The 26,027-nt window shown below is 58.6% G+C and carries 28 protein-coding genes; 11 read left to right on the top strand and 17 right to left on the bottom strand.

What is annotated here, in order from left to right; translation table 11 throughout:
• Positions 1–11: 11 nt before the first annotated feature.
• From AC2FLP_RS10255 to AC2FLP_RS10235, 5 genes are all read right to left on the bottom strand, one after another.
• Positions 12–455, bottom strand: a complete 444-nt coding sequence (locus AC2FLP_RS10255; RefSeq protein WP_117872517.1) for a MaoC family dehydratase — start codon at positions 453–455, stop codon at positions 12–14.
• A gap of 101 nt (positions 456–556) precedes the next feature.
• Positions 557–1,432, bottom strand: coding sequence for a TIGR01459 family HAD-type hydrolase (locus AC2FLP_RS10250; protein WP_496683271.1), 876 nt, complete (start codon positions 1,430–1,432; stop codon positions 557–559).
• 102 nt (positions 1,433–1,534) lie between these two features.
• Positions 1,535–2,611: a DUF389 domain-containing protein gene (locus tag AC2FLP_RS10245; protein WP_299895490.1), complete on the bottom strand. Its 1,077-nt coding sequence runs from the start codon at positions 2,609–2,611 to the stop codon at positions 1,535–1,537.
• A gap of 132 nt (positions 2,612–2,743) precedes the next feature.
• Positions 2,744–3,664: a manganese-dependent inorganic pyrophosphatase gene (locus tag AC2FLP_RS10240; protein ID WP_496683275.1), complete on the bottom strand. Its 921-nt coding sequence runs from the start codon at positions 3,662–3,664 to the stop codon at positions 2,744–2,746.
• Positions 3,665–3,774: 110 nt separating this feature from the next.
• Complete coding sequence (locus tag AC2FLP_RS10235) at positions 3,775–4,755, bottom strand: TraB/GumN family protein (protein WP_496683278.1); 981 nt, start codon at positions 4,753–4,755, stop codon at positions 3,775–3,777.
• Between the two features lie 110 nt (positions 4,756–4,865).
• Between AC2FLP_RS10235 and AC2FLP_RS10230 the strand changes: the two genes are divergently transcribed.
• The 6 genes from AC2FLP_RS10230 (at position 4,866) to AC2FLP_RS10205 (ending at position 10,726) form a co-directional block, all read left to right on the top strand.
• Positions 4,866–5,540 (top strand): DUF2161 domain-containing phosphodiesterase, encoded by a 675-nt coding sequence (locus tag AC2FLP_RS10230; RefSeq protein ID WP_299895479.1) that lies wholly within the window; start codon positions 4,866–4,868, stop codon positions 5,538–5,540.
• A gap of 152 nt (positions 5,541–5,692) precedes the next feature.
• Complete coding sequence (locus AC2FLP_RS10225; protein WP_117872530.1) at positions 5,693–5,980, top strand: co-chaperone GroES; 288 nt, start codon at positions 5,693–5,695, stop codon at positions 5,978–5,980.
• 55 nt (positions 5,981–6,035) lie between these two features.
• On the top strand, positions 6,036–7,679 hold the full coding sequence (groL, locus tag AC2FLP_RS10220; protein ID WP_117872532.1) for a chaperonin GroEL: 1,644 nt from the start codon (positions 6,036–6,038) through the stop codon (positions 7,677–7,679).
• A 244-nt stretch (positions 7,680–7,923) separates the two neighbouring features.
• On the top strand, positions 7,924–8,766 hold the full coding sequence (locus AC2FLP_RS10215; RefSeq protein ID WP_299895474.1) for a DMT family transporter: 843 nt from the start codon (positions 7,924–7,926) through the stop codon (positions 8,764–8,766).
• A gap of 38 nt (positions 8,767–8,804) precedes the next feature.
• Positions 8,805–9,578 carry an alpha/beta fold hydrolase gene (locus AC2FLP_RS10210; RefSeq protein WP_299895471.1) on the top strand — a complete coding sequence of 258 codons (774 nt, stop codon included), beginning with the start codon at positions 8,805–8,807 and terminating at the stop codon, positions 9,576–9,578.
• The gene (locus tag AC2FLP_RS10205; RefSeq protein WP_299895468.1) at positions 9,575–10,726 is read left to right on the top strand and encodes an alpha-D-ribose 1-methylphosphonate 5-triphosphate diphosphatase; all 1,152 of its coding nucleotides are present in this window, start codon (positions 9,575–9,577) and stop codon (positions 10,724–10,726) included. Before AC2FLP_RS10210 ends, AC2FLP_RS10205 begins: the two co-directional genes overlap by 4 nt.
• Before the next feature lie 24 nt (positions 10,727–10,750).
• On the opposite strand, the gene AC2FLP_RS10200 is transcribed toward AC2FLP_RS10205, so the two are convergent.
• From AC2FLP_RS10200 to AC2FLP_RS10185, 4 genes are all read right to left on the bottom strand, one after another.
• Complete coding sequence (locus tag AC2FLP_RS10200) at positions 10,751–11,818, bottom strand: 5-(carboxyamino)imidazole ribonucleotide synthase (protein ID WP_496683283.1); 1,068 nt, start codon at positions 11,816–11,818, stop codon at positions 10,751–10,753.
• 2 nt (positions 11,819–11,820) lie between these two features.
• A complete protein-coding gene (locus AC2FLP_RS10195) occupies positions 11,821–12,576 on the bottom strand; it encodes an NAD(P)-binding domain-containing protein (protein WP_496683286.1) in 756 nt (251 codons plus the stop codon).
• Positions 12,573–13,058: a 5-(carboxyamino)imidazole ribonucleotide mutase gene (gene purE / locus AC2FLP_RS10190; protein ID WP_117872985.1), complete on the bottom strand. Its 486-nt coding sequence runs from the start codon at positions 13,056–13,058 to the stop codon at positions 12,573–12,575. Before purE ends, AC2FLP_RS10195 begins: the two co-directional genes overlap by 4 nt.
• Positions 13,059–13,135: 77 nt before the next feature.
• Positions 13,136–13,360 carry a YdcH family protein gene (locus AC2FLP_RS10185; protein WP_117872544.1) on the bottom strand — a complete coding sequence of 75 codons (225 nt, stop codon included), beginning with the start codon at positions 13,358–13,360 and terminating at the stop codon, positions 13,136–13,138.
• Positions 13,361–13,523: 163 nt separating this feature from the next.
• Between AC2FLP_RS10185 and AC2FLP_RS10180 the strand changes: the two genes are divergently transcribed.
• The 3 genes from AC2FLP_RS10180 (at position 13,524) to AC2FLP_RS10170 (ending at position 15,142) form a co-directional block, all read left to right on the top strand.
• Positions 13,524–13,937: an Hsp20 family protein gene (locus AC2FLP_RS10180; RefSeq protein ID WP_058275530.1), complete on the top strand. Its 414-nt coding sequence runs from the start codon at positions 13,524–13,526 to the stop codon at positions 13,935–13,937.
• Between the two features lie 5 nt (positions 13,938–13,942).
• Positions 13,943–14,167, top strand: a complete 225-nt coding sequence (locus AC2FLP_RS10175; protein WP_496683290.1) for a DUF1150 family protein — start codon at positions 13,943–13,945, stop codon at positions 14,165–14,167.
• Between the two features lie 84 nt (positions 14,168–14,251).
• On the top strand, positions 14,252–15,142 hold the full coding sequence (locus tag AC2FLP_RS10170) for a PhzF family phenazine biosynthesis protein (RefSeq protein WP_117872548.1): 891 nt from the start codon (positions 14,252–14,254) through the stop codon (positions 15,140–15,142).
• Positions 15,143–15,539: 397 nt separating this feature from the next.
• Here AC2FLP_RS10170 and AC2FLP_RS10165 read toward each other — a convergent pair whose 3' ends face one another.
• From AC2FLP_RS10165 to trxB, 3 genes are all read right to left on the bottom strand, one after another.
• Positions 15,540–17,258, bottom strand: a complete 1,719-nt coding sequence (locus AC2FLP_RS10165; RefSeq protein WP_496683293.1) for a bifunctional sulfate adenylyltransferase/adenylylsulfate kinase — start codon at positions 17,256–17,258, stop codon at positions 15,540–15,542.
• 196 nt (positions 17,259–17,454) lie between these two features.
• Positions 17,455–19,146: an adenylate/guanylate cyclase domain-containing protein gene (locus AC2FLP_RS10160; RefSeq protein ID WP_117867886.1), complete on the bottom strand. Its 1,692-nt coding sequence runs from the start codon at positions 19,144–19,146 to the stop codon at positions 17,455–17,457.
• Between the two features lie 212 nt (positions 19,147–19,358).
• The gene (trxB, locus tag AC2FLP_RS10155; RefSeq protein ID WP_117867888.1) at positions 19,359–20,300 is read right to left on the bottom strand and encodes a thioredoxin-disulfide reductase; all 942 of its coding nucleotides are present in this window, start codon (positions 20,298–20,300) and stop codon (positions 19,359–19,361) included.
• A gap of 227 nt (positions 20,301–20,527) precedes the next feature.
• Between trxB and AC2FLP_RS10150 the strand changes: the two genes are divergently transcribed.
• Positions 20,528–21,028 carry an Lrp/AsnC family transcriptional regulator gene (locus AC2FLP_RS10150; protein ID WP_152458979.1) on the top strand — a complete coding sequence of 167 codons (501 nt, stop codon included), beginning with the start codon at positions 20,528–20,530 and terminating at the stop codon, positions 21,026–21,028.
• A 119-nt stretch (positions 21,029–21,147) separates the two neighbouring features.
• Here the strand turns inward: AC2FLP_RS10150 and AC2FLP_RS10145 are convergent, their stop codons facing one another.
• From AC2FLP_RS10145 to lgt, 5 genes are all read right to left on the bottom strand, one after another.
• Positions 21,148–21,930 carry a Hint domain-containing protein gene (locus AC2FLP_RS10145; protein ID WP_496683297.1) on the bottom strand — a complete coding sequence of 261 codons (783 nt, stop codon included), beginning with the start codon at positions 21,928–21,930 and terminating at the stop codon, positions 21,148–21,150.
• Positions 21,931–22,264: 334 nt separating this feature from the next.
• Positions 22,265–22,393: a hypothetical protein gene (locus AC2FLP_RS10140; RefSeq protein ID WP_256367481.1), complete on the bottom strand. Its 129-nt coding sequence runs from the start codon at positions 22,391–22,393 to the stop codon at positions 22,265–22,267.
• A 267-nt stretch (positions 22,394–22,660) separates the two neighbouring features.
• Entirely contained in the window at positions 22,661–23,419 is a 759-nt protein-coding gene (gene pgeF, locus AC2FLP_RS10135) for a peptidoglycan editing factor PgeF (RefSeq protein WP_117867897.1), read from the bottom strand.
• On the bottom strand, positions 23,416–24,483 hold the full coding sequence (locus AC2FLP_RS10130) for a class I SAM-dependent methyltransferase (RefSeq protein ID WP_299895427.1): 1,068 nt from the start codon (positions 24,481–24,483) through the stop codon (positions 23,416–23,418). Before AC2FLP_RS10130 ends, pgeF begins: the two co-directional genes overlap by 4 nt.
• On the bottom strand, positions 24,480–25,367 hold the full coding sequence (lgt, locus tag AC2FLP_RS10125; RefSeq protein WP_496683300.1) for a prolipoprotein diacylglyceryl transferase: 888 nt from the start codon (positions 25,365–25,367) through the stop codon (positions 24,480–24,482). Before lgt ends, AC2FLP_RS10130 begins: the two co-directional genes overlap by 4 nt.
• Positions 25,368–25,464: 97 nt before the next feature.
• On the opposite strand from lgt, the gene AC2FLP_RS10120 reads away from it, so the two are divergent.
• Positions 25,465–25,713: an accessory factor UbiK family protein gene (locus AC2FLP_RS10120; RefSeq protein ID WP_117867904.1), complete on the top strand. Its 249-nt coding sequence runs from the start codon at positions 25,465–25,467 to the stop codon at positions 25,711–25,713.
• Positions 25,714–26,027: the final 314 nt, after the last annotated feature.

Below are 26,027 nucleotides of genomic sequence, written 5' to 3'. Positions count from 1 at the left end.
GTGTTCGCCAATCAGTCGAACTTGCGTGACGGGGCAAGCACCATGGCTTCGCCGATCAGGACCTTCTTTCCCTCGACCGAACAATGGCAGTCCAGCTTGACGCGGCGCTTGGCAAAGTCGATGTCGATCACCTTCACCTCGGCATAGACCATGTCACCCGGGCGCACAGGGGCAAGGAATTTCAGCGATTGACCCATGTAGACGGTGCCGTGTCCCGGCAGTTGTTCACCGATTACGGCCGAGATCAGACCCGCCGTCAGCATTCCGTGGGCAATACGGCCTTCGAAGATCGTATCGCGGGCATAGTCGTCGTCCAGATGCACCGGATTCCGGTCGGTTGAGACCTGTGCGAACATTTCGATATCTTCATCCGTCACCACTTTGCGCAGGTGGCGGGACATACCCATTTCGATGTCTTCGATACAGATCGTTCCGCGCGGAAGATTGTCCAACATGTTGCCCTCACTCGAAATCGGCCGTGAAAGAAAAAACCATCATTTGGCCAAGGTTGGCAACTTTATTACTTCGCAGTTGCAGAAAATCAAGTCTTTTCTTGCTACCTCAAGCGCCCGATCGTGTAGGTTGGATTGATCTTTTCCCTTTTAATATAGGTGGTTAGGGATTCGTGATGCGGATGATGCGACGTTTTTGTCTCGGCCGCAGCCAGCCCGCCCGAGATGAACAGAGAATCAATGCCCTCTCCCATGCCGCCCAGAATGTCCGTATGGGGGCCGTCGCCGATCACCAGAATGTCGTTGTCGGGGATATCGTGTCCCAGTTCCTGCAACCTGCGACGGGCCAGGTCATAGATAGGTGGGTGCGGTTTGCCGAAATACAGGCTTTCACCGCCCATTTCGGTGTACAGTTTGGCCAAAGCGCCGGCACACCATTCGCGCACCTCTCCGCGGTCGACAACAATGTCAGGGTTCGCACAGAGAAGCTTCATGCCCATCTGCTTGGCGTACAGGAAATCCGGCCGGTTCACATCCGGGTCGGCCATCGGGTCGAACGGGCCGCAGCATACAATACCTTCGGCTTCCTTCAGCGGCACGCGCTCGATATGGATGGGATGATCCAGCAATTTCAGCGGTTCGAAAAAGCCCGCATCTCGCTGCCACTCGCCCATGAAGTAAACCTTGTGTCCCACAGCGCCCCGGAACATCGCAGATCGCGCGGAATCCCCACTTGTGGCGATGGTGTCATACGCATCGGCGGGAACATTGAATTGCACGAGTTGTTCTGCCACGCCGGCGCGAGGTTTGGGAGAGTTCGTGACCAGGACAACAAGTCCACCTTTTGCGCGATAGGCCTTCAGCGCTTCGACGGCTTCGGGATAGGCCGTGATGCCATTGTGAACACAGCCCCAAAGGTCGACGAACAATGCCTTGTAACGGTCGGAGATCTCGGAAAGCGAGGAAACGATCTGGGTCATGGGGGCCTCTGGTTCTGATATCGCGCTGGCGACAGCTATGGCAAAGCTTGGGCCCGAACACCATCCCGCATTCCCGTTTGCGCGAAGGAACAGGTGAATCTGCTACTCGTCTTCGGTAATTTCTGTGACATCCGGGGCCTGCTGAACGTTTTCCGTTCCCAGGATGATCTGGGCCCCGATACGCGGCTGATACCGGATAATGGCCAGGTATCCGGGTCCCAGTTCCTCCTCCAACACCCCGACAAGAGGGGTTTCACGCAGCTTGGGTGGCAGCAAACCGGCAATGGAAGAAACTTTGAACTGCGCTTCGGCCGGCAGGTCGACGATCAGCCAAACCTCGGCCCGTTTGCGCTGAGCGTTGACGTCGATGCGGATGATTTCCACGGAAACCGGATCGGCCCATTCGCGAATGGCATCAGCCAGTTGTGCCTCGGTCCGCGTCTCCAGATAACGGTTATAGGTGGATTTCCCAAGTTGCAGGACGACGACGACCAGAAACGCGATCGCGACGAAGACGCTGGCTGTAAAGTTCAGCTTGCGCTTCCCCTTGCTGAAAACCACGGACCGCGCGGCATAGACAAGATATACCGCGCAGGCTGACAAAATGATCGCGCCAAGGTTCGTTGCGAAAAGCAGCCCAGCCTCATAGGCCTCGGCGGGTTCGTCAAAATACAGCAGGATGCCCGAAGCCGAGAGGGGCGGAACCAGTGAAACGCCGATGGCCGCGCCGGGCAAAAGGCTCAGTTCGGATTTGTTGATCTGAACATAGGCCCCGGCAACACCGGCAGCGAGAGCGACGATCAGATCTTCGGTGCCCGGATCGGTGCGCGCCAGGACCTGATCGGGGATCAAAATGCCACGAGGCACGTCAGCGATATAGACCAGAAGCCATGCCATCATAACGCAGGCAATGGCGGCCAGACAAACCGTGAGCGCCAGCGTCACTGCGCGTTTCAGCCACCCCATGACCATCGCCGCGGCCACCCCAAGGATCGGGGTCATAAGCGGCGCCACAAGCATGGCCGCGATCACAACAGCCCCGGAATTGCGCAGCAAACCCATGGTGGCGATTACGACCGACAGCGTCAGCAGCATTGCAAAGCGTCGCCAATACGCAGCCTTGTCGGCACCTTCAAAAAGAAGGATGCCGCGGGTGGTGCTTAGTTTTCGTACGACCATTGTACTTACCTGACCCTGGGATAGGCTTCGTGCCCACGGCCAGACTAACAACCGATACTGTTTCCGCAAATGGCCGGTAAGAAAGAAAAAAGGCGCCCAAATTGGACGCCTTTCGATCTGGTTGGCAGACGATCAGACCTTCAGATTTGGAATGATCTGCTTTTTGCGGCTCATGATACCCGGCAAAACGACAGCGTCGCCGTCAACGGTAACACCAAAGCTCTTCTCGGCGACGGTTTTAACCAGATCGTTCGGCACCAGCATCGTGGCCTCTTCGTTCAGGATATCCACCACGAACAGCAGCACCTGATCGACGCCGTCTTCCCTGGCAACATCCACCATCGAGTCTGCCAGGCTTGCCTTGCGGTCCAGAACAACGCCGGGGGCGGTGGTTTCCAGAACCGAGACGCGGAACTTGGTGCCGTCGACCTCGTATTCCTTGCTGTCCATGCGGATCAACTCGGAGTCCGAGAAGGAAGAGACATCCGATTTCGCCGCAAACATGTCAGCTGCATATACTGAAATGTCCAGCTCAAGCTCAGCCGCCAGGCGCTCTGCAACCTCGCGGTCATGCGCCGTGGTGGTGGGTGAGCGGAACTCCAGTGTGTCAGACAGAATGCAGGTCAGCGCAGCGCCTTTGATGGCATCGGGCATTTTGGCGGCATCTTCGCCCATCAGATCAAACAGGATGGTTGCGGTGCAGGCCAAGGGGCGCACGGTGATATCGATCGGGCCTTTGGTTTCCAGACCGCCAACCAGCTTGTGATGGTCGATAATGGCGCGGATATCCGCGTCGTTGACGTTTGCCGGCAGTTCGGCCGGGTTATTGGTGTCGACGATAACCACCGGGGTACCTGCGGCAAGGTCTTCAATGATCCGCGGCTTGGGCAGGTCCCAGTTCTCCAGCATGAATGCTGCTTCGGTGTTGGGCTCACCCAGCAGTACGGGCTCGGTCTGCTCGCCTTTGACTTCGTTCAGGTACCAGGACCACACGATCGGTGAGCCTGTAGAATCGGTGTCAGGGGATTTGTGGCCAAATACTAGAGTGGTCATGTCAGTGTCCTGCGGAATGGAAATTTGCGCGCCTTATAGGGCGGGTAAATGCAGTTGTCACGCTGCAGCCCACCGTCTGCGACGCTTGGTCTGCAAACCGCGGGGTCAGTTTAGAATGCAGCGCGTGTCAGAACGTATCCGGCTTTTTCCAGCTGGTTCAACAGGCCGTAATCATCACTCAGGTGCCCCGCGCCGACCGCAATCACAACTGTCTGATCCCTGATGTCCAGAATCTGCGCCATCCAGTTGGCGTTTCGTTGCACCAGCATCTGCTGCTCGAAATTGCGCCATTCCGCGTCAAAGGCCTCGGGGCTCAGGCCCGACTGTTCAAGCCCCTGAAGGTGGGCAAACTGTATGATCTCGGCGTGCTTTTCTTCCATATATGCATTGGCCATGGTGACCAATTGGTCGGCATTGCCCTGCATGGCTCCGGACAGGCGCACAAGCGACTCGACCTGTTTTTCCAGCGGGTGACTGTCGAACATGGCCATCAGGTCTTCGATCCGTTCCAGCGAGTGCTGTGGGATACCTTTTTCGACGGCCAGATCGTTCAGGCGGGCGTCCATTCCATAAGTTGCATTCGGGTCTTGGATCATGCAGGGCGGGATGCTCAGCATCATGGTCAGGAACCACGGGCGCATCTTCGCAGCCATCCAGCCGGGGATGCCGCGCAGGGCCAGAGCTGTGGAAAGCGCATCCCAATCGTCTTCCGTCATCAGGTCGATCAACGTAGGGCCCGAGGTAATCATCAACGCAGTCAGGTCGTTGGCCATGTTCTTTTCGAAGGCGTTCATGTCTTCCTGAGTGACTTCGAAATAAAAGGCGTCAGCCTTGTTCAGTTCGGGCGACAGGCGATCAATGACCTCCTCCATGCGCGGATCGAAGGTGTGTAGCGTTCCTATGATGTGCAAAACCGTATCGCCCTTGCGTGCAATCCAGTGATTGCCTTCGGGATAAGCGATCTCGGCCACTGCACTTTGCAATCTGGCCCGGGTTTCCTCAGGCAGTTGCGGCCGCAGGTCCACCCCCTCGCACGCGGCCTGAGCCGAGATCGGAAACAGAAGGAACGCAAGAAAAGTGAGCAAACGCATGGAGCCAGCCTGAATGGTGTCAAGAAGTTGAACCCAGACTTAGCCACGCCACCAGCCGATGTTCAAGCAGCCCGTCTGGTATTCCCCGACAATCTGCGTAGCATGGGCGCATGAACCGCGAGCAGGATCTCTACCCCCCGGTCAAGGCGCTGCTGGAGCGGCAGGGATACGCCGTCAAGGGAGAAGTCGGCGCAGCCGACATCGTTGCGGTGCGCGATGGGGATGCTCCGGTGATTGTCGAACTGAAACTTCGGTTCACGCTGGCCCTGTTTCATCAGGCGATCACCCGGCTGAAACTCACCGATCTGGTCTACATCGCGGTCAGCAAACCCACGGGTCGAACGGCCCGGCGGGCGCTGAAAGATAATCTGGCATTGTGTCGAAGGCTTGGCCTGGGCCTGATCACCGTGCGGGCTGATGGAACGGTTGAGGTGCAATGCGATCCCGGCCCCTATGCGCCCCGTAAGAACAAAGCCGGAGCCGCGCGGATGCTGCGGGAATTCGACCGGCTGGAAGGTGACCCAAACGCCGGGGGCGCGACGCGCCATGGTATCGTGACGGCTTATCGGCAGGATGCACTGAAATGTGCGGCCTTTTTGGCCGAGAATGGCCCGACCAAGGGATCAGACGTCGCCAAGTCGGTCGGCGTCCAGGTTGCCACCCGGCTTATGCGGGAAAACCACTATGGGTGGTTTGAGAAGGTTGAAAAAGGCATATACGGGCTTACGTCCGCAGGAGCGGAAGGCTTGAAGCACTGGGCCTACAGTTGGGAACAGGTTGACTGATCCATTCTGCAAAAAAATCTCTCACAACTTGTTGACTCGGAGTTTTAGACTCCCTAGCTATGCGTCGTTATCACTCACGCACTCCGAGTGCTAACGCCTCGTCGGAAGGCGAGGGGAGGATAAACAAACTTTGAGCCCAAGGAGCTACAAAGATGGCATTGAAACCGCTTCATGACCGTGTGCTGGTTCGCCGTACCGAAAGCGAAGAGAAAACCGCAGGCGGCCTGATCATTCCTGACAGCGCAAAAGAAAAGCCCAGCGAAGGCGAAGTCGTCTCAACCGGCGAAGGCGCGCGCAAGGACAGCGGCGAGTTGATCGCGATGGCTGTAAAAGCTGGCGACAAGATCCTGTTCGGCAAATGGTCGGGCACCGAGGTTCAGGTCGACGGCGAAGAGCTGCTGATGATGAAAGAAAGCGACATCATGGGGATCATTGAGTAAGCGATCCCGCTTCCTCTGATCTTCATCACAATACATTTTCTCAAGGAGAAACGACATGGCTGCAAAGGACGTCAAGTTCGACACCGATGCCCGTAACCGCATGCTGGCAGGTGTGAACATCCTGGCCGATGCTGTTAAAGTGACCCTGGGCCCCAAAGGCCGCAACGTGGTTCTGGACAAATCCTTCGGCGCACCGCGCATCACCAAGGACGGTGTATCGGTTGCCAAGGAAATCGAACTGGAAGACAAGTTCGAAAACATGGGCGCGCAGATGGTGAAAGAAGTCGCCAGCCGCACCAATGACGAAGCCGGCGACGGCACCACCACCGCAACCGTTCTGGCACAGGCGATCGTAAAAGAAGGCCTGAAGCAGGTGGCAGCGGGTCTGAACCCGATGGACCTGAAGCGCGGCATCGACCTGGCAACCGCCAAGGTTGTTGAAGGCATCAAAGAAGCCTCGCGCGAAGTCAAAGACTCGGCAGAAGTTGCTCAGGTTGGCACCATCTCGGCCAACGGCGAAGCCGAAATCGGCCAGCAGATCGCAGACGCGATGCAGAAGGTCGGCAACGAAGGCGTCATCACCGTCGAAGAAAACAAAGGTCTGGAAACCGAGACCGACGTTGTCGAAGGTATGCAGTTCGACCGTGGCTACCTGTCGCCTTACTTCGTCACCAACGCAGACAAGATGATTGCAGAGCTCGAAGACTGCATGATCCTGCTGCACGAAAAGAAACTGTCCTCGCTGCAGCCGATGGTCCCGCTGCTCGAGCAGGTGATCCAGTCGCAAAAGCCGCTGCTGATCATTGCCGAGGATGTTGAAGGCGAAGCGCTGGCAACTCTGGTTGTCAACAAACTGCGCGGCGGCCTGAAAATTGCTGCTGTCAAAGCACCGGGCTTCGGCGATCGCCGCAAGGCCATGCTGCAGGACATCGCAATCCTGACCGGCGGTCAGGTTATCAGCGAAGATCTGGGCATGAAGCTCGAGTCCGTCACCATGGACATGCTGGGCACCGCCAAGAAAATCGAAATCACCAAAGACGAAACCACCATCGTTGACGGTGCTGGCGAGAAAGCCGAGATCGAAGCACGTGTTGCTCAGATCCGCACTCAGATCGAAGAAACCTCGTCGGACTACGACCGTGAGAAGCTGCAAGAACGCGTTGCCAAACTGGCAGGCGGTGTTGCCGTTATCCGCGTCGGCGGCATGACCGAAGTTGAAGTGAAAGAGCGTAAAGATCGTGTTGACGATGCTCTGAACGCAACGCGCGCAGCCGTTCAGGAAGGCGTTGTTGTCGGTGGCGGTGTTGCTCTGGTTCAGGCCGGTAAAGCACTGGAGTCGTTGAAAGGCGCAAACGCTGATCAGGATGCAGGCATCAACATCGTTCGCAAAGCCATCGAAGCGCCTCTGCGCCAGATCGCCGAGAACGCGGGTGTTGACGGTGCAGTTGTTGCTGGCAAGGTTCGTGAAAACGAAGACGCTGCATTCGGCTTCAACGCTCAGACCGAAGAATATGGCGACATGTTCTCGTTCGGCGTGATCGACCCGGCCAAAGTTGTCCGTACAGCACTGGAAGACGCGGCGTCGGTTGCTGGCCTGCTGGTCACCACCGAAGCAATGGTTGCTGACAAGCCTGCCAAAGAAGGCGCGCCTGCTGGCGGCGGCATGCCCGACATGGGCGGCATGGGCGGCATGATGTAAGCACGTCGAATTCGCCTCGGCGAATTCTGACGGTCCCGACAGGCGCTTGGCTGTAAGGCCAAGCTGCCGAGGGGGAAGCCTTGGAACTTAAGATTGGGGTCGCCTTCGGGCGGCCCCGTTTTGTATTGACCGTTCTGCTTTGTCAGCGAGTTGCGACGCAGCTTCAACAAGCGCAGCTGGTCTGATCTTACGCCCTTCGGGAAAGTGAGTGTGCAAACCCGGCCCAAACGGCTATGCGGTTCCTATGAAATTGTTTTTGCTCACCGCCCTGACCATGTGCGCCTTCGCTGCGAATTCCATTCTGAATCGGTTGGCCATCGATAGCGGAGCCAGCGATCCGACTGGATTTGCCATCGTACGGGTTTTGGCCGGGGCCGTGGTGCTGGCCGCTCTTGTGCTTGCACACGGGGGGCATCTTCCACTGCGCAGTCGAAGGCGGATCGTTGGGGCGGGGTCATTGACGCTCTACATGATCGGGTTTTCGATCGCCTACCTGACGCTGGATGCCGGATTGGGTGCTTTGATCCTGTTTGGCACGGTGCAAATTTCGATGTTTTCGATCGGCGCCTTGACTGGTGCGACTCCGACCGCGCGGCAAGTGGCGGGGGCAGGGGTTGCGCTTGCAGGTCTGGCCTATGTGCTCTGGCCCTCTGACTCCGTTCAGGTCGACCTGAACGGCGCGGCTTTGATGGTCGCCGCTGGTATTGGTTGGGCCCTTTATTCGATTGCGGGCCGATCTGAAACAAACCCTCTGGAGGGAACGGCCGCCAATTTCATTGTCGCTTTGCCATTGACTGCCCTGGCGATGCTTGCCACCGGCGGCGTCTGGCAGATGAACGGGGCGGGGTATCTGCTGGCTGTTCTGTCCGGTGGAGTTACCTCAGGGCTCGGTTATGCTTTGTGGTATCGTGTTTTGCCTCAACTGGCCCCGTCTGTGGCGGCTGTCGTTCAGCTCAGCGTGCCGGTGATAGCAATTTTCGGCGGTGTCGCCTTTCTGGGCGAGGTTGCCGAAACACGGCTGATCATCGGCACCGTGCTTGTATTAGGCGGTATCGCGCTGGCCGTGTTGCGACGTCAAAAGGGCTAGGGCTTTTATCGAAGGCTCATAGGCTTTATCTGGCGGTTATGAAACTTTTGATTGCCCTGTTCTTCTGCCTCGCTCCCGCCGCAGCCAGCGCGAAATGCGTGATCCTCCTGCATGGTCTGGCGCGCACAGAGGCGTCGTTTACCGTGATGGAGCAGCTGTTCAAGGCGCATGAATATACTGTTGTGCGCCACGGGTATCCATCGACCGAAATCGGCATTCCCGAACTGGCAGAGCAAACCATACCGGACGCGCTTGCGGCTTGTGGTGACGACAAAGCCAATGTCGTCGCGCATTCCATGGGGGGTATCCTGTTGCGCTATTGGTTCAAGGACCATCGGCCTGAAAACCTGGGTCGTGTCGTCATGCTCGGCCCGCCCAATCAGGGCAGCCAGTTGGTCGATGAGCTGAGCGCATGGGAAGTGTTCGGGTATCTGAACGGCCCTGCGGGATTGCAATTGGGCACCGGTCCCGAAGGCATTCCGCGCCGCCTGCCGGCGGTGGATTTTGAACTGGGGGTGATTGCGGGCGAGAACTCGCTCAACCCGCTGTTTTCGTCGCTGATCGACGGGCGGGATGACGGCAAGGTTTCGATTGAAACCACCAAGGTCGAAGGGATGGCCGATCACATTGTTCTGCCTGTGACCCACACCTTCATGATGAACAACCCGCGCGTTATGGCGCAGGCACTGCATTTTATCGAATTTGGTCAATTCGATCCAAAGATCACCTGGCTCGACGGCGTGATGGAGATAATCGACGAGATCTGCATCGGGCAGGACTGTTCGGAACCTGACTCGGAGCCCACACGATGACCGCACTGGACCTGACAATGACCGGCGCAGAGGTCCTGTTGCCGGGGGATGGTCTGTCGCGCTACGATCTTTCGATAGCGGACGGCGTTGTTCAGCACGATCCGACCGGGCGCAGGATTGATCTGACCGGTTATCTTGTCCTGCCCGGTATCGTCGATCTGCACGGGGACGGGTTCGAACGCCACATCGCCCCTCGGCGCGGCGCGATGAAGCAGATGAACGAAGGTATTCTGGCAGTCGAGGCCGAACTGGCCGCCAATGGCATCACCACCGCTGTGCTGGCCCAGTTCTACAGTTGGGAAGGTGGCGTGCGCGGCCCGGAGTTTGCCGCGCAGGTGTTTCGGGCAATCGCTGCGGTCAAGGACAGCGCAGTCACGGATCTGATCCCGCAATTGCGGTTCGAGACCAACATGCTTGAGGATTATGCCGGTCTGGCGCGGCGTATCGCCGAATGGCAGGTGCCCTATGTGGTGTTCAATGATCACCTGCCGCATGATCGTTTGGCGCAGGGCAAAAAGCCTCCGCGCCTGACCGGGCAAGCGTTGAAGGCCGGGCGCAATCCGGATGCGCATTTTGAGATGCTGCTTGGCATGCATGCCCGTAGGAACGAAGTGCCTGCCGCCGTCGAAGCACTCAGCGCCACACTTGTCGAAATGGGTGTGCGTCTGGGCAGCCATGATGACGCAACCGCCGAGACGCGGGCATGGTGGCGCGACCGGGGCGTGCGCATTGCCGAATTCCCCGAAACGCTTGAGGCTGCCGAGGCCGCGCGTTCCGCCGGGGATCACGTTATCCTCGGATCTCCCAACGTTGTGCGGGGTGGGTCGCACAAGGGGAATGCCAGCGCGGTTGAACTGATTGCCATGGGGCTTTGTGATGCGTTGGCCTCGGATTACCACTATCCCAGCCCGCGCCGCGCGGCGTTGATGCTGGCCAAAACCGGTCTGCTGGATTTGGCCGGTGCCTGGGCGCTGATCTCGTCCGGCCCCGCGCGGGTACTGGACATGCAGGACCGGGGCACGCTCGCGCCGGGAAAACGCGCGGACCTGGTCATCCTAGATGCGGATACCCATCGCGTCGCGGCCACCTTGGCCGGTGGGCGCATCAGCTATATGTCGGGTGATGTCGCCGCGCGCTTCGTGAACTGAAGCGCGCCGCATATTCACGTTTCGTCAACGTTTGATGCGGTTGAAATGCCCCATCTTGCGACCCGCCTTGACTTCGGCCTTGCCGTAGAGATGCAGCGCCACATCCCGCTCGCGGGCCAGCTCAGGTACACGGTCCATGTCGTCGCCGATCAGGTTTTCCATCACCACATCGGAATGGCGCTGTCCGTCCCCCAAAGGCCAGCCTGCCACGGCGCGGATATGCTGTTCGAACTGATCGACAGCGCAGCCGTTCTGCGTCCAGTGGCCCGAATTGTGGACACGCGGCGCGATTTCGTTCACGATCAGACCGCCGGGCGTCACGAACAGCTCAACGCCCATCACGCCGACGTATTCGAGTGCGTTCAGGATGTTTGCTGCGAGCAGGATTGCGTCTGTGCGCTGGGCGGGAGACAGGCGGGCAGGGATGGTGGTGGTGCGCAAGATGCCATCGCGGTGCACATTCTCACCCGGATCGAAACAGGCGACCTGACCGTCCAGACCGCGGGCCGCGATGATCGACACCTCGTGCGAGAAATCCACGAACCCTTCCAGAATAGCTGCTGCACCGGCCATATCGGCCAGAGCGGCCTCGGCATCCTCAGGGCTGCGCAGCCGGGCCTGTCCCTTGCCGTCATAGCCGAAGCGACGGGTTTTCAGGATAGCGGTCGTTCCGATCTGCTCGATCGCCGCATTCAGGCTGGTCAGGTCGGCAATATCCGCAAACGGGGCCGTCTTCAGGCCCAGCTCTTGCAGAAATGCCTTCTCGGTCAACCTGTCCTGGCTGACCCGCAATGCCTCGCGCCCGGGGCGGATCGGGCGGTGCGCTTCCAGAATGTCCAGCGCTTCGGTCGGGATGTTCTCGAACTCATAGGTGATGACATCGACCGCATCGGCAAAAGCTTTCAGCGCGTTTGCATCGTCGTAAGCCGCGATGGTGACGCGATCCGCAACCTGCCCGGCCGGCGGGTTTGCACCCGGTTCGTAGATATGGCTGACAAAACCCAGTCTGGCGGCTGCCACAGACAGCATCCGGCCCAGCTGACCGCCCCCCAGAATCCCGATCACTGCACCTTGGGCGAGCATTTCCGCCATCTTCAACTCTCCAAACGTTTGCCAATATCGCCAAGCGCCGAACGCAGCGCCTCGTGCGCGCCCTGATCCTTCAGGGCGTCCGTCATTTGCAGGCTCAGCGTGTCCTCTGTCGCCAGGGCGTCACGCTCTTGCGCCAACCGCCCGGCGGTGCCTTTTTCCATCGAGGCCAGAAAGCCCGCCATCAACTGCAATGTATAGAACTCGGCCCCGTCCGTATCCCCGGTTGCGTCACCCAGCCATTTGGCACCGGTGACCATCAGGTCCAGAATGCCGGGAACCAAGGCACAAATGGCGAAATGCGCGTTCAGCGCGGCTTCATCCGCAACCTTGACCACAGGGTTCTCGGGCTCAAACAGATCGGCCAGCAGGCGATCATTGCCAAAAGCTGCCATCGGGCAGCCGCCGGTTTCCAGAAAGCCCAGCGGGATGGTCTGCACGAAATCCGACGCAGGGGCGCAAAGCGCGGCCAGTTGCTCAGCGGGCACCGATGCCATGACGGAAACGATCTGCTGATCGGCACGAAAGATCAGCGGGTCCAGAACGTCGGCCGCAATATGCGGGCGCAGGCACAGGAATACGATGTCCGAGGTGTCAATCACGGTCTGAGGTGCAGCGACGGTTGCGCCCAGTTCCGCCTTCAAGGCAGATGAAACTGTGGCGTTGCGCTCGGTCACGCTGATCTGGTGCTCTTTGGCGGCCATCAGCCGCGCGATCGGCGCGGCGATATGGCCGGTGCCGATAAATCCGATCCGGCTCATCCCTGCGGTTCCTGGGGGATCGACGCTGACAGAGCGTCACGCCAGTTGTCCAGCCGTTCGGCCAAAGCATCATCCTGCAATGCCAGGATGCCCGCTGCCATCAGACCGGCATTGGCCCCGCCGGCGGACCCGATCGCCATGGTCGCCACCGGGAACCCCTTGGGCATCTGCACGATGGAATACAGAGAATCCACGCCCGACAAGGCGCGGGTCTGCACCGGGACGCCAATGACTGGTACCCGCGTTTTCGACGCCATCATACCCGGAAGATGCGCCGCCCCGCCAGCACCTGCAATGATCACCTGCAATCCACGCGAGACTGCGGTCTTGCCATAGTCCCACAACCGGTCCGGCGTGCGGTGGGCCGATACGATACGCGCTTCGTAGGCGACGCCCAGTTCGTCCAGAATATCTGCGGCTTCCTTCATCGTGGGCCAGTCCGACTGGCTGCCCATGATGATCCCCACTTTCACATCGCTCATCCGCATACGTCCCCGCGCTCAGAAAGAGCGCGCACTATAGCCAAATCCGGTTGACTGGCAATGCGGTAGAGGGCCGTTCAGGCGATGATATCGGGGGTCAGGCGGTCTTCGATCAGCCGGATGATGTCTTTCAGGCGCAATTTCTCTTTTTTCAGGCGCCGTAAGGTCAGTTGATCGGCCGTTCCCTTTTCATGCAACGCTTCGATCGCCTCATCCAGATCGCGGTGCTGTCGGCGGAAAACCTCAAGCTCAACACGCAATACTTCATCTGTTTTCATCGAAAGATCGGTAGGCGCATTCATTGGCGACTCGAGTTAGTTGTGGTGCTTGGCCAACAAGATAGTGTGTCAGACGTTATCGCGCCAGACCTTGTGGACATCCTGGTTTCTTCCCATATTCTATTGCAGGCGGTTGCCAGAACGGGGCCGCACACCACGTCGCTTTGACAATGAAGGACGAAAATACGTGTCGAAACTCACTCTTGGCTCATACCCGCATCTATTGGGGTTCGAGCAGTTGGAACGCCTTCTGGAACGGTCTGCAAAGGCCGGAAATGAAGGGTACCCGCCTTATAACATCGAACAGACCTCGGATTTCTCCTATCGCATCACTCTTGCGGTGGCCGGGTTTGCCGAAGAGGATCTGTCAATCACGATCGAGGATCGCCAGTTGGTGATCAGGGGCCGTCAGCGCGACGACAGCGAGGGGCGCATATTCCTGCACCGTGGCATCGCGGCGCGTCAGTTCCAGCGCATGTTCGTGCTGGCTGACGGTGTCGAAGTGGGCGAGGCGATCATGGAAAACGGTCTGCTGCACGTGGATCTGACTCGCGCCGTGCCGGAAACCGTGGTTCAGACGATCAACATACGGAAGGGGTAAGAGCAATGAATACACCGATTGAAATCAACACCGAAGGCAACCGTTTTGTCTATGTCAAAACGGTTGAAGTATCTGAATTGCCTCGGGAAGTTCGTGAACAGGCAGGCGATCTGGATCAGCTTTACGCCGTCCACGATTCCGACGGGCAGCAACTGGCGCTGGTCGCAGACCGCAAGCTGGCCTTTGTGCTGGCGCGGGAACATGATCTGTCTCCGGTGGCCGTTCACTAGGCGACCGAAAACTCTGCTGAAACGAAGTGGCATTTTCTTTTAATGCGGTGATCTTGCCGCACATGCAAAGGCAGGAGCGGCATCATGGGCTGGTTTGACTTTGACTGGGTGGACGCCTTCAGTGATCGCGCATTTGGTGGCAACGGATGTGCTGTAGTCCACGAAGGTGCGCGCCTTACGGAAGAAGTCTGCATGGCCTATGTGCGCGAAACCTCTCTGGTCGAATGCACCTTTACCGGCCCGTCCGAGGTGGCCGACATCCGCGTCCGTTATTTTCTGGCCAGCCGCGAAATCCCCTTCGCGGGGCATCCGACTATCGCCACTGTCGCGGCGATGCGATCCCGCGGCATGATCTCGGGCGACAGTCTGACGCTGGAAACCGGTGCGGGTCTGGTCTCGATCCGGTTGCAGGGTGAACAGATCGAAATGACTCAGGTCGCACCGCAATTCGGTGCACTCGTCCCCGCGGAACTGGTGGCGGGAGCGGTCAGCCTGCCACAGGAAGCCATCATTTCGCCGCCTCAGATGGTGTCAACCGGCTTGCCGTTCTGCATCACCGTTCTGCGGGATCATACGGCATTGCGGGCCGCTCAACTGGTTGAAGGCCCATTGCGCAAAGTGGCTGAAGCTGCGGGTTATTCCGGCTCGGATATGGCCGAACCGTTTCTTGTCACGCTGCAAGGGGCAACCGATGAGGGGGATACGTTTTCGCGCCTTCTTCTGGCTCCGCCCAGCCCGCCTGAAGATCCGTTTACCGGGTCTGCCACCGGTGCGATGGCCGCCTATTTGTGGAAACACGGATTGATGAAAAAGGAAAGCTTCATCGCCGAGCAGGGTCACGATATGGGCCGCCCCGGGAAGGCCATCGTCACGCGTGTCGGCCCGCCTGATGCGATGACGGGCATCAAGGTGTCCGGTCAGGGGTATGTTCTGATGCGCGGGCAGGTTGACCTGCCGGAAACGCCGATAAAATGAGCAAACGCTAACCGAGGGCTGCCCCCGGTATTCTGGCCGAAGGCGGCGGGTTGCATCCAGCCCAGCCGTCATCTGGGTCCACGCCAGGGTTGGATCGGGTTTGCCGACATAACGAAATCCAGCATCTGTTCCAAGGTCTCCGACCTCGTGCGCGACGCACAGGACGAAGCGGTGTCCTTGATCCGGAAAGGACTGAAGGCATAGTTGCTCCGACAAGCTCAGATCGGATCCCAACCAGAAACTGACAATGGTCGGAGACCTGTTCGTCATCTCAGTTTCACACCCGCCACGAGTTCCTGAACAGCATCAGGACCATCGGCAATCGTCATTTGGAAGCCAATAAAAACGGCCGCCGGAATGTCCGGAGGCCGCCCAATACAATCAGAAGAGACCGCAATCAGTTTGCTGCGATCAGGCCCATGCTTTCCAGTTTCAGCAGAACTTGATGGGCGCAGTTGTCGACCTCGACATTCTCGGTTTCGACGCGCAGTTCCGGGTTTTCTGGAACATCGTAGGGGTCCGAGATCCCGGTGAATTCCTTGATCTTGCCTTCACGTGCCAACTTGTAAAGGCCCTTGCGGTCGCGGCGTTCGCATTCCTCAATGCTGGTTGCGACGTGGACCTCGCAAAAGGCACCGAACTGTTCGATCTCTTCCCGAACGGCGCGGCGTGTCGTGGCATAGGGCGCGATCGGGGCACATATGGCGATGCCGCCGTTCTTGGTGATCTCGCTGGCCACATAGCCGATACGGCGGATGTTCAGGTCGCGGTGCTCTTTCGAGAAACCCAGTTCTGACGACAGGTTCTTACGAACAATGTCGCCATCGAGCAGCGTCACAGGTCGGCCACCCATTTCCATCAACTTGACCATAAGTGCGTTTGCGATGGTGGATTTGCCCGAACCTGAGAAACCTGTGAAGAACACGGTAAAGCCCTGTTGGCTGCGTGGCGGCTTGGTTTTGCGCAGCTCGGCTACCACTTCGGGGAAGCTGAACCACTCGGGGATTTCCAGACCTTCGGCCAGACGGCGGCGCAGCTCGGTGCCCGAGATGTTCAGGATGGTGACGTCATCCTTGTCGAGAATCTCATCATTCGGCTCGTACTGGGCGCGTTCCTGCACATAGACCATGTGCTTGAAGTCGACCATTTCGACGCCGATTTCATCCTGGAACTGGCGGAACAGGTCCTGCGCATCATAGGGGCCATAGAAATCTTCTCCGGCTGAATTCTTGCCGGGGCCGGCATGGTCTCGGCCCACGATGAAATGGGTGCAGCCGTGGTTGGCACGGATCAGGCCGTGCCAGACGGCTTCGCGCGGTCCGGCCATGCGCATGGCCAGGTTCAGCAGGCTCATCGAGGTGGTCGATGCGGGGTATTTGTCGAGAACGGCCTCATAACAGCGCACGCGGGTAAAGTGATCCACGTCGCCCGGCTTGGTCATGCCGACCACCGGGTGGATCAGCAGGTTGGCCTGTGCCTCTTTGGCGGCGCGGAAGGTCAGTTCCTGATGCGCGCGGTGCAGCGGATTGCGGGTCTGGAAGGCAACGATGCGGCGCCAACCCAGCTTGCGGAAATAGGCGCGCAATTCGTTTGGCGTATCCCGACGACCGCGGAAATCATAATGCACTGGTTGTTGGATGCCGACCACGGGTCCGCCCAGGTAGACCTTGCCGGCCACGTTGTGCAGATAGTTGACCGTCGGGTGGGAATCATCATCGGCACCAAAGACCTTCTCTGCCTCGCGCGCCTTGTCCGGGGTCCAGCGGTCGGTCACGGTCATGGTGCCCAGGATCACGCCTTCCTGATCGCGCAGAGCGATATCCTGCCCAAGTTCGATCCGATCCGCGAAGTCTTCGCTGACATCCAATGTGATGGGCATTGGCCAAAGCGTTCCATCGGCCAGACGCATATTTTCGACCACATTGTCGTAATCTGCTTCGCTCAGAAATCCCTTGAGCGGGTTGAAGCCGCCATTCATTAGAAGCTCCAGGTCGCAGATCTGACGCGGGCTCAGATCCCAGCTGGTCAGATCGGCAGCTTCCACTTTCAGCTTCTGCGCCGAATCGTATGAAACATACAGTTCGGAGATCGGGGCCAGATTGCTTAACATCGTCATCGGAATACTCTTGTAGCAGTGTTGATTTGCCAGTGGATATCGGGCGGTTTCGAGGCGTTTGCACCGGCTGACAGGCGAAGTCCACAGGCGTCAATGTAACAAAGGAGGATATGCGCCGAATATTTTTGAATTGGAAGAAATTTCTATTTCACAAGCCTAATCGATGATCTGATCCTTGCAATCAGAGATTATTCGTTCAGGCGGAGTATTTCTGTTCCTGTTTTGTGACGTTCTGCTCAAGTGTGGACGCACGGGTGACAGGCAGGGCGGGAATCTGTTCAGACACACCCCGCAACTGGAACAACCTGATTTCGTCCCGTGGTACGACGACACCTGCGGCCTTCAGCAACTCTTCCGAGACCAGCAATTCGACCTTCAGCGCCTTGGTTTCGCTTTCCAGACGACTGGCGACATTGACGGCGTCGCCGATTATGGTTTTCGACGCATGCCCCGCCGCGCCGATCTCACCAACGACCAGATCCCCAAGATGCAGACCCATTCCGATGCGAATTCCGGGGCTGCCTTCGCCCTCGAGCTGCTCGTTGAAATTGTCGAGGGCGTGACTGATGTCGATGGCGGCTTTCAACCCGGCACGGGCGGACGCCGCCGCATTCGGCTTTTCAAAAACGGCAAGCAGCCCGTCTCCCATATATTTGTCCACGACACCGCCTTCCTTGGTGATGGCAGGCACGACCGCGTCGAAAAACCGGTTCAGCAGGAATACGATGTCATAGGGTAATTGGCCGGTCGTACGCGCGGTAAAGCTGCGCATGTCCAGAAACAGAACGGCCAACTGGCGTTCCTGACCCTGACTGGCATGTCCGCGTATGCGTCCGCCATCTGGCCTGAAGACCCGAAAAACGGTGGTGGGTTCCGTTGGCCGTATCTGGCAGGCCAGTCGTGTCTGCGGCGAGGCGCCCACAGCAGCAAGGCTGCGCGCTTCGACGTCGCCGGGCGGCGGCAGGGCGTCGCTGCCATCCTCTACAATGACACGGCATGTGGTGCAGCGCCCCTTTCCACCGCACAAGGCGGCATGCGGCACGCCGTTCACCTGGGAAATCTCAAGCAAGGTCAAGCCTTTTTCCGCGACCACCTCGGGCCCTTTGGCGTAATTCACGCGCACCGAATGCCTGCGCCGCCACAGTTTGCGCCCGATGTAAACCAGCCCCGTTGCCCCAAGGGCCAGCCAGAAAACCATAAGGCCATAATCTTTTACACTGAACAGGGTCTGGAAGGCCTCGGGCGATGGCCAGTTGTAGTGCTCAATATATTGATCGCGCAGGAATTCATCAGCGAAGTCGGCCCATATGCGACGCCCTTCGGTCAACAGGCCGGCCAGTGCGAAAAAAGGCACGAAAACTGCAACACCAATCAGATAGGGCGCGACCCGCGACCACCACCGGGTCAGCCGCAGCCACATATGCAAGCCGATGCACCCGTGTATCCAAACGATCAGCAACAAGGCGCTTTGCATCCATACGGCGATACTGGGCCACATCAGAATGATGATATATCCCATCTCGTCGTTGACGTCGTAGACCTCGTGCGCGACCCGCGTCTGCACGATGTGCGAGATCAGTTGCAGCGGAATCAGCAAGCCCAGACCGACCTGCAAGGCCGTGCTGAAGGGCATCCGCAGGGTTCTGCGTTGCGCGATCGACGTCAGGGCCAGACCAGCATGCGTGAACAGGGCAGCATAGAAAAGCACGCTGATGGCATTGTGGCGGGTGATGGCCTTCCGGCCGTCCTGCATCCCGTGCAGATAATCGGTATGAAACAGGCCTAAGCCAATGTTTATGAAATGGAAGAACGCGAAGACAAACAACACAAGACCACTGCCGATCCTGAGTCGGGTTGACCACCCGCCGCGCCAAAGAGCGTTGTTCAAATGCTCACCTGTTCTTCGCTTTTCCCAGGATAATCCTGATACGCTGCTGGCTGGCGGTCAAGGGATTGGCAGTTGTTGCTGTTGTCGGGTAACGATCACGTTGCAGCTGAATTCGTACAGTGCCCCACGAAACCTTGGGGCACTGTCATTGAAACTCTGATCACCGACGGATCTGATTTTTCCGAAGCAGCCCGGAAGATTCCGAGCCCGTGTTATTCGTTTTCCGCCAGGAACCGCTCGGCATCCAGTGCCGCCATGCAGCCCATACCGGCGCTTGTGACCGCCTGACGATATATGTGATCGGTCAGATCGCCTGCTGCGAACACGCCCGGAACCGAGGTTTCGGTGCTGCCCGGCTTGGTGACAACATAGCCACCCATATGCGTTTCAAGCGTGTCCTTGACCAGCTCGTTTGCAGGCGCGTGGCCGATGGCAACAAAAACGCCTTTACAGGGGATTTCAGTGATCTCTCCGGTTTTGACATGTTTGACGCGAACGCCCTCAACGCCAAGCGGCGCATCGGTGCCGATCACTTCTTCCAACTGGTGGAACCACAGTGGTTCGATTTTATCGTTCTTCATAAGCCGGTCTTGCAGGATCTTTTCCGCGCGCAACTCATCGCGGCGATGGATCAGAGTCACCTTGCTGGCGAAGTTGGTCAGGAACAGGGCCTCTTCCACGGCCGTGTTGCCGCCGCCGATCACCACGATTTCCTGTCCGCGATAGAAGAACCCGTCGCAGGTGGCGCAGGCTGAAACGCCAAAGCCCTTGAATTTCTCTTCCGACGGCAGGCCCAGCCACTTGGCGCGCGCGCCGGTCGCCAGAATGACGGCGTCCGCCGTGTATGTGGTGCCGCTGTCGCCCTTGGCGGTGAAGGGGCGCTGGCTGAGGTCCAGATCGCTGATGATGTCGCCGATCACCTCACAGCCCATCGCCTTGGCGTGATCCTGCATCCGGACCATCAGGTCGGGGCCCTGTACCTCGGTGTCGCCGGGCCAGTTCTCGACTTCGGTCGTTGTCGTCAGCTGGCCGCCGGGCTCGATGCCCTGTACCAGAATGGGTTCCAGCATGGCGCGGCTTGCGTAAACGCCCGCGGTGTATCCTGCGGGCCCCGATCCGATGATCAGAACCTTGGTGTGTCGTGTGTCGGCCATGGTATCCCCGCTCGAATTGCCTGAATTGGGCCTTTGGCCCGTCGCCCCGATATAGCGACCGACAGACCCGGCTTAAAGCCCCTTACTGTTTATGACTTCGCAAGCGACCCTGCGTAGGGTGCGGGGAAAATGAGGGATTTGAAAACAAAGAAAATTGCGCATGTGCGAAACATTATTGCGTGCGCGTGGGGGGCTGATATAAGAACCGCAAAAATCAGGAGCATTTGATGGTCACGACTCGGTTGGATGATATCGACCGCAAGATTCTGGCGGAATTGCAGGCAGACGGTCGGATGACCAATGTCGAACTTGCAAAACGGGTCGGAATCTCGGCGCCGCCCTGTCTGCGCCGGGTGCGCACACTGGAAGAATCCGGCTATATCACCGGCTACCACGCCGAGGTGAATTCCCGCGAACTGGGATTTGAAGTGCAGGTGTTCGCCATGGTCGGGCTCGACAGTCAGGCCGAAACCGAGCTGCGCGCGTTCGAAGAACGCTGCCGTGAATGGCCACTGGTCCGGGAATGTCACATGCTGAACGGCGAGGTGGACTTCATCCTGAAATGCGTCGCACCTGATCTCAGCAGTTTTCAGCAGTTCCTGACCGGTGAACTGCTGACCACGCCAAACGTGGCCAGCGTCAAGACATCGCTTGTTATCCGCGGCGCAAAAGACGAACCAGGCGTGCCGTTCGACGTTCTGGAAGAACGAATGAACCGGACGGCGTAACGCCCAGACGTTTTGTCTGTGCGGTGTTCGGTGGCAGCATAGCAGCCACCGCCAAGGATAGAATCCAACTTAGTACCAGCTGCATGATGCCCCCCATAATGCAGTAATCGCTATCGCACTCAGGCTGTCATCGCGTCAATTTCCCCGTCTCCGGCGCGCGGCATCAGCAGCGGGCCAAAATCGTTGAGCGATTCGATATGCGCGAACAGGTTCAGATAAACCGACCGTAACGAGTGGCTGATCATCCGGACCGCGTTCACACCTGGGTGATACGTTTCGAACTGTAAACCATCTACCCGAACAACGGAATGCCGTTTTAGACAAATGTGAAACAGTTCAACTGGCGTCGGTGGCATTGTTTCAATCACGCCCGTTCCATCCTGGAATTCGGATACAGGTGTCAGAATCGGGCCATTCCCATGCAGATGCCGCAAATGCGCCGGCGTGCCCACGATCCGCGCCGCAGGCCCGGCGATTACACCCGACATCGGTTTTTGCATCCCGAATGTATCCGCCATGATGCGCGTGAGCGGCCGCGTGCGGCCCCGCGAATCCGGACGTCCCGGGATCAGAGTGACAGATCCCTTCCACAGCACGGTTTCGGACGCGCCATCCTGAGTCAGGACCGTATCCCCCGGCATCAGGTCTTCGATTGCCATCGGCCCATGTTCGGTTTCAACCAGCGACCCACGCGTGAAGGCGCAAAAGGCATCTTCGAACATCGGCAGGGCCGGCGCGATGTGTCTGGTCTGAACAATGTTCCCGTTTTTCAACAGGCTGCTGACTTCATACCGGCGCAGCTGGGCCTTTGGTTTTGCAACCGGGCGCGGTGCGTCCCGCAGCATGGCCGTCGTTTCGATTGCATTTCTGGCCGCGCGGGCCAGTGAACTAGGAATAGTCATAAATATTCCGTCCCCTCAAAATGTCCGATCAAGCGCGGCGTATCCCCGTACAGGCCAACCTGACGAACTGGTTCTTTGTCTTGAAACAAATGGGTGACCCATGGGCGGCAGTCGGTCAGACCCCGCATGGCGACAAAATTGCGCTTTCCAATGGTCAACACATTGACCCCCCAGACAAACTCGTACTTCACGGGCGAAAATTGCCCGCACACACACAACTCCTAAACTCGTCCCGACCCCCTCAGATCGTGACGCTCCACACATCGGGCAGGAGCAAGCCCGTTATGCGTTCACCCCATCGAGACCGGCAGCTTGGCCTCAGGGTGCTTCTGCCTCAGCGTCGTGCCGCGATGCGACTGGCGACCCTGACAGAATGGCTTGATACCCGCTTCCACGGCATTTCCAGCTTCTGGCTCCGCGTGGCGGCGACCATGGCTTTGAGAAAGCGAGACTTGGTTTTCATTTTCTGGTCCTGCTCTGAACGGGTTTGTTTCCCGCATCCGTTATGACCCTTTTTTGACGCGCGTTTGCGGCATGGATAAGGCTTATCCGGGATGTTTTGCAGACAAGAAATTTATAATCGGTCTATCCTTCCACTCAACACGCCAGCGTCCGGAACATGGACGTCAGATGACCATCTGATTTCTGACAAAACTCGTTACGATTCTGATTCCGATAAACACAACAAATGTGGCGGAAAAGTGGCGCGACGCCTAAATCTGGTCCAAAATCACAATCTTATGACCGAGATCAGCCGCCCGTAATCGGCCTCGTTTGCGTGCGTTGTGCGGCGGTAGGAATAGAACCGGTCCGGGTCGGAATACGTGCAGTGCCGGGTCCATTCCCCCTGCCCGACACCGGCCTGCCGCAAGCGGTGCAAACCAAAAGCGGGCAGGTCGAATTGCAGCCGGTCATCCTGACCATTGGCAAAAAAACGCGAGTTGTCCGGTGAATCGGTCATGAAGGTGTCCAGGAGCTCAGGCCCGACCTCATACGCGCGTTGCGAAATGCAGGGACCGATGACGGCGTTGATATTCTGGCGCCTTGCGCCAAGCGCTTCCATGGCGTCCAGCGTCGCCTCCAGCACACCGTCCAGCGCACCGCGCCAGCCTGCATGGGCCGCTCCGATCACATTGGCCGACGGGTCGGCAAACAAAACCGGTTGGCAATCTGCTGTCAGAATCGTGAGCGCCAGACCGGGTGTCGCCGTTACGACGGCATCCGCGCGCGGCTTTTCACCTTCCAAAGGCTGTTCAACCGTCAGAACTGTTGGGGAATGCACCTGATGCACGCCAATCATCGCCTCGGGCGCAACACCCATCGCATCAGCAACCCGCCGACGGTTCAGTGCAACAACTTCGGTCTGATCTGACGATCCAAAGCCGCAATTCAACCCGTCGAAGATACCGGAAGAAGCTCCGCCGCGACGGGTGAAGAACCCATGACGAAATGGGGAAAGCATGTCTGAAGTCAGAATTTCCAGTGTCATGGCTCTAATCCTGGCGGTGGCGCAGCATAGGCCGGATAGAGGCCCATCACTTTGAACAGATTTCCCATTTCGTCCGGGTGCGTCAACCGGCGATGCGCTGCAATCAGGGCATCCAGCTCGGAACCGCTCAGCGTACGGGACAAAGCCTGTGCCCGGGCAGTTATGCCGAGCCGTTCCAGAAACACGCCCTGCGGTGTCAGGCGTGTGTGCCTGCAACCACAGGCGCGGGTCGCAATGGCAAGAGGTTCAAAATCCACATGCGCGGTCAGGTCGGCTTGACCGGGTGCCGCCAGCGGATCGGCGTGCTCATGGTTTTGCAGGGCTTGCAGCGTATCGCCCAATGAATGCCAGTCGCCATAGTCGACAATCAGCGCGGCGCCTCCATGGCTGGCGATCCGACCGGCAATCACGGTCAGAATGGGAATCGCTGCCGCGCACAACTCGACCAGATCACCATCCTTGGTGTCCGAAAGCCTGTCAGTCAGCGCCACTTGCGGTCCGTTGGGCCCCCGTCCAATCAGCAATTCGCCGTCGCGTTCGCCGACCAGGCGTTCACTCCAGCCGTCGCCGTCGCGCAGGAACTGCCGAACAGGCAGCGCGTCGAAGAACTCGTTCGCCACCAACAGCAGCGGCTGGTCCGGCAGCTCTGCGACGCTGTCGGCCCAGTTCGGTGTGTAAACCCTCAGAGTGTCCGCCTGCACCTGTTTCAGGACCGGCGAGGCCTCGACCAGTACAATCCGGGCAGCATCGTGAAATCCTGCTACGGCCCGTGTGGCACGCAGTATATCGCCCATCAGAGTGCCGCGCCCGGGTCCCAACTCGCACAGGGTGAACGGCGCGGGCCGCCCCTGATTCATCCAGCTTTGCGCAAGGCACAGCCCGATCAGCTCGCCAAACATCTGGCTGACTTCCGGTGCCGTGGTGAAATCCCCGGCAGCCCCCAGCGGATCGCGTGTTGTGTAATAGCCCCGCGTGGGATGCAGAAGACATTCGGCCATGTAATCGGCCACGCTCATCGGCCCATCCTGACGGATGCGGGCGACAAGGTGATCTTTCAAGCTCATTTTGCCCGCCCTGCGCGCAGGACAAACCACAGGCCAAGCGCGATCATGGGCAGCGACAGGATTTGCCCCATGGTCAGACCATATCCGCCCACATGCAAGGCAAGCCCCATCGGATTGCCGGGCGACACGAACTGCGCATCCGGCTGACGGAAGAACTCGACGACAAAGCGCGACGCACCGTAGCCCACCAGAAACAGGCCCATGACAAAGCCCGGTTTGTGAAACGCGCCGCGTCGATAAACCAGCCACAGCAACAGCGCGCCCAGCAACACACCTTCCAGTGCTGCTTCGTATAACTGCGATGGGTGACGCGCGCACATTCCTGCTACCACGCCGGGGCAGTCCTGCGCGGCAAAACCGGGAAAGATGACGGCCCATGGCAGGTCGCTCGGACGGCCCCACAGCTCGGCATTGACGAAATTGGCCAGCCGTCCCAGCAGCAGGCCGGGTGGAACTGTGTAAGCAACCAGATCGCCCAGGGACAGGGTCGGGATCCGATGGCGTCGGGCAAACAGATAAGAGGCAAGGATCACGCCCAGCAGACCCCCGTGAAACGCCATGCCGCCTTGCCAGACCTTCAATATCTCAAACGGATGCGACAGGTAATAGCCGGGTTGGTAAAACAGCACAAAGCCAAGCCGCCCGCCCAGGATCACGCCCAGAATGATCCAGGTGACCAGATCCTCCAGTTGGTCCGGTTTCATCGGTGGGCCGTCGGCTGGCCACAGGGCAGGGCGGCGCAAAGCCACGACCGCCAGCCGCCACGCAATCAGGATGCCCGCGATATAGGCCAGCGCATACCACCTTAACGCGAACTCCATCCCGAACATCGAGATCGAGAACAGTTCGGGCGACAGATCGGGGAAATTCAGAACAGCCTGCATGTGCGTCTCATTGCCCGGGGATTGCAGGACAAGTCAACCTTGAGCATGCGGCAATCTTTCCCCATATAGGGATCAACCGCGATACCGGAGTAAAGATATGCAAACCCGCAACAAGATACTGGACGACGTGTCCCAGCTGATGACCAACGCCATGGGTGTCGCGCAGGGCGCGCGGGAAGAGGCCGAAAATGCGATGAAGTCGATGATCGATCGCTGGCTTGCCGATCGCGATTTTGTCACGCGTGAAGAATTCGACGCCGTCCGCGCCATGGCCCAGAAAGCGCGCGAAGAAAACGCCGCTCTCGAAGCCCGCATTGCAGCGCTTGAGGCAAAACAGGACAAGTGACGCCCGGAGCGTTTCCTGTTTTCACAATTTTGGACAAACTCTGACGCCGCGCAATCCAGCCGGGATTGTACGGCGCCGTGCATTCTGAAGCATCGCGGGATTTAATCAAGACAAAGCTGGTTCAAGAGTCAATATTTTGATCCCCGTTGCTTTCTGTCCACAACTTATTGCTGTTATCCCCAACAAATAGGGTTGCCAGAACCAGCGCCGCATCGCACCATATTTAGTACAGGCCAATGGGGGAAGCCCGGTTTGTAGAGCAGGCAACTAGCGCTGGGGCGCTGCCAGCCCCGAAATGCTAGAGATTAGTGAGG

The sequence above is a fragment of the Ruegeria sp. CDSA141 genome (assembly GCF_059612005.1).
Note: the sequence above shows the minus strand (reverse complement) of the source record. Positions and strands in the feature narration are given on the sequence as shown.

What these genes read in the sequence shown, in the direction of transcription:
- AC2FLP_RS10255 (WP_117872517.1), bottom strand. Translation starts at nt 455, where the DNA reads ATGTTGGACAATCTTCCGCGCGGAACGATCTGTATCGAAGACATCGAA.
- AC2FLP_RS10250 (WP_496683271.1), bottom strand. Translation starts at nt 1,432, where the DNA reads ATGACCCAGATCGTTTCCTCGCTTTCCGAGATCTCCGACCGTTACAAG.
- AC2FLP_RS10245 (WP_299895490.1), bottom strand. Translation starts at nt 2,611, where the DNA reads ATGGTCGTACGAAAACTAAGCACCACCCGCGGCATCCTTCTTTTTGAA.
- AC2FLP_RS10240 (WP_496683275.1), bottom strand. Translation starts at nt 3,664, where the DNA reads ATGACCACTCTAGTATTTGGCCACAAATCCCCTGACACCGATTCTACA.
- AC2FLP_RS10235 (WP_496683278.1), bottom strand. Translation starts at nt 4,755, where the DNA reads ATGCGTTTGCTCACTTTTCTTGCGTTCCTTCTGTTTCCGATCTCGGCT.
- AC2FLP_RS10230 (WP_299895479.1), top strand. Translation starts at nt 4,866, where the DNA reads ATGAACCGCGAGCAGGATCTCTACCCCCCGGTCAAGGCGCTGCTGGAG.
- AC2FLP_RS10225 (WP_117872530.1), top strand. Translation starts at nt 5,693, where the DNA reads ATGGCATTGAAACCGCTTCATGACCGTGTGCTGGTTCGCCGTACCGAA.
- groL (WP_117872532.1), top strand. Translation starts at nt 6,036, where the DNA reads ATGGCTGCAAAGGACGTCAAGTTCGACACCGATGCCCGTAACCGCATG.
- AC2FLP_RS10215 (WP_299895474.1), top strand. Translation starts at nt 7,924, where the DNA reads ATGAAATTGTTTTTGCTCACCGCCCTGACCATGTGCGCCTTCGCTGCG.
- AC2FLP_RS10210 (WP_299895471.1), top strand. Translation starts at nt 8,805, where the DNA reads ATGAAACTTTTGATTGCCCTGTTCTTCTGCCTCGCTCCCGCCGCAGCC.
- AC2FLP_RS10205 (WP_299895468.1), top strand. Translation starts at nt 9,575, where the DNA reads ATGACCGCACTGGACCTGACAATGACCGGCGCAGAGGTCCTGTTGCCG.
- AC2FLP_RS10200 (WP_496683283.1), bottom strand. Translation starts at nt 11,818, where the DNA reads ATGGCGGAAATGCTCGCCCAAGGTGCAGTGATCGGGATTCTGGGGGGC.
- AC2FLP_RS10195 (WP_496683286.1), bottom strand. Translation starts at nt 12,576, where the DNA reads ATGAGCCGGATCGGATTTATCGGCACCGGCCATATCGCCGCGCCGATC.
- purE (WP_117872985.1), bottom strand. Translation starts at nt 13,058, where the DNA reads ATGAGCGATGTGAAAGTGGGGATCATCATGGGCAGCCAGTCGGACTGG.
- AC2FLP_RS10185 (WP_117872544.1), bottom strand. Translation starts at nt 13,360, where the DNA reads ATGAATGCGCCTACCGATCTTTCGATGAAAACAGATGAAGTATTGCGT.
- AC2FLP_RS10175 (WP_496683290.1), top strand. Translation starts at nt 13,943, where the DNA reads ATGAATACACCGATTGAAATCAACACCGAAGGCAACCGTTTTGTCTAT.
- AC2FLP_RS10170 (WP_117872548.1), top strand. Translation starts at nt 14,252, where the DNA reads ATGGGCTGGTTTGACTTTGACTGGGTGGACGCCTTCAGTGATCGCGCA.
- AC2FLP_RS10165 (WP_496683293.1), bottom strand. Translation starts at nt 17,258, where the DNA reads ATGACGATGTTAAGCAATCTGGCCCCGATCTCCGAACTGTATGTTTCA.
- trxB (WP_117867888.1), bottom strand. Translation starts at nt 20,300, where the DNA reads ATGGCCGACACACGACACACCAAGGTTCTGATCATCGGATCGGGGCCC.
- AC2FLP_RS10150 (WP_152458979.1), top strand. Translation starts at nt 20,528, where the DNA reads ATGGTCACGACTCGGTTGGATGATATCGACCGCAAGATTCTGGCGGAA.
- AC2FLP_RS10145 (WP_496683297.1), bottom strand. Translation starts at nt 21,930, where the DNA reads ATGACTATTCCTAGTTCACTGGCCCGCGCGGCCAGAAATGCAATCGAA.
- AC2FLP_RS10140 (WP_256367481.1), bottom strand. Translation starts at nt 22,393, where the DNA reads ATGAAAACCAAGTCTCGCTTTCTCAAAGCCATGGTCGCCGCCACGCGG.
- pgeF (WP_117867897.1), bottom strand. Translation starts at nt 23,419, where the DNA reads ATGACACTGGAAATTCTGACTTCAGACATGCTTTCCCCATTTCGTCAT.
- AC2FLP_RS10130 (WP_299895427.1), bottom strand. Translation starts at nt 24,483, where the DNA reads ATGAGCTTGAAAGATCACCTTGTCGCCCGCATCCGTCAGGATGGGCCG.
- lgt (WP_496683300.1), bottom strand. Translation starts at nt 25,367, where the DNA reads ATGCAGGCTGTTCTGAATTTCCCCGATCTGTCGCCCGAACTGTTCTCG.
- AC2FLP_RS10120 (WP_117867904.1), top strand. Translation starts at nt 25,465, where the DNA reads ATGCAAACCCGCAACAAGATACTGGACGACGTGTCCCAGCTGATGACC.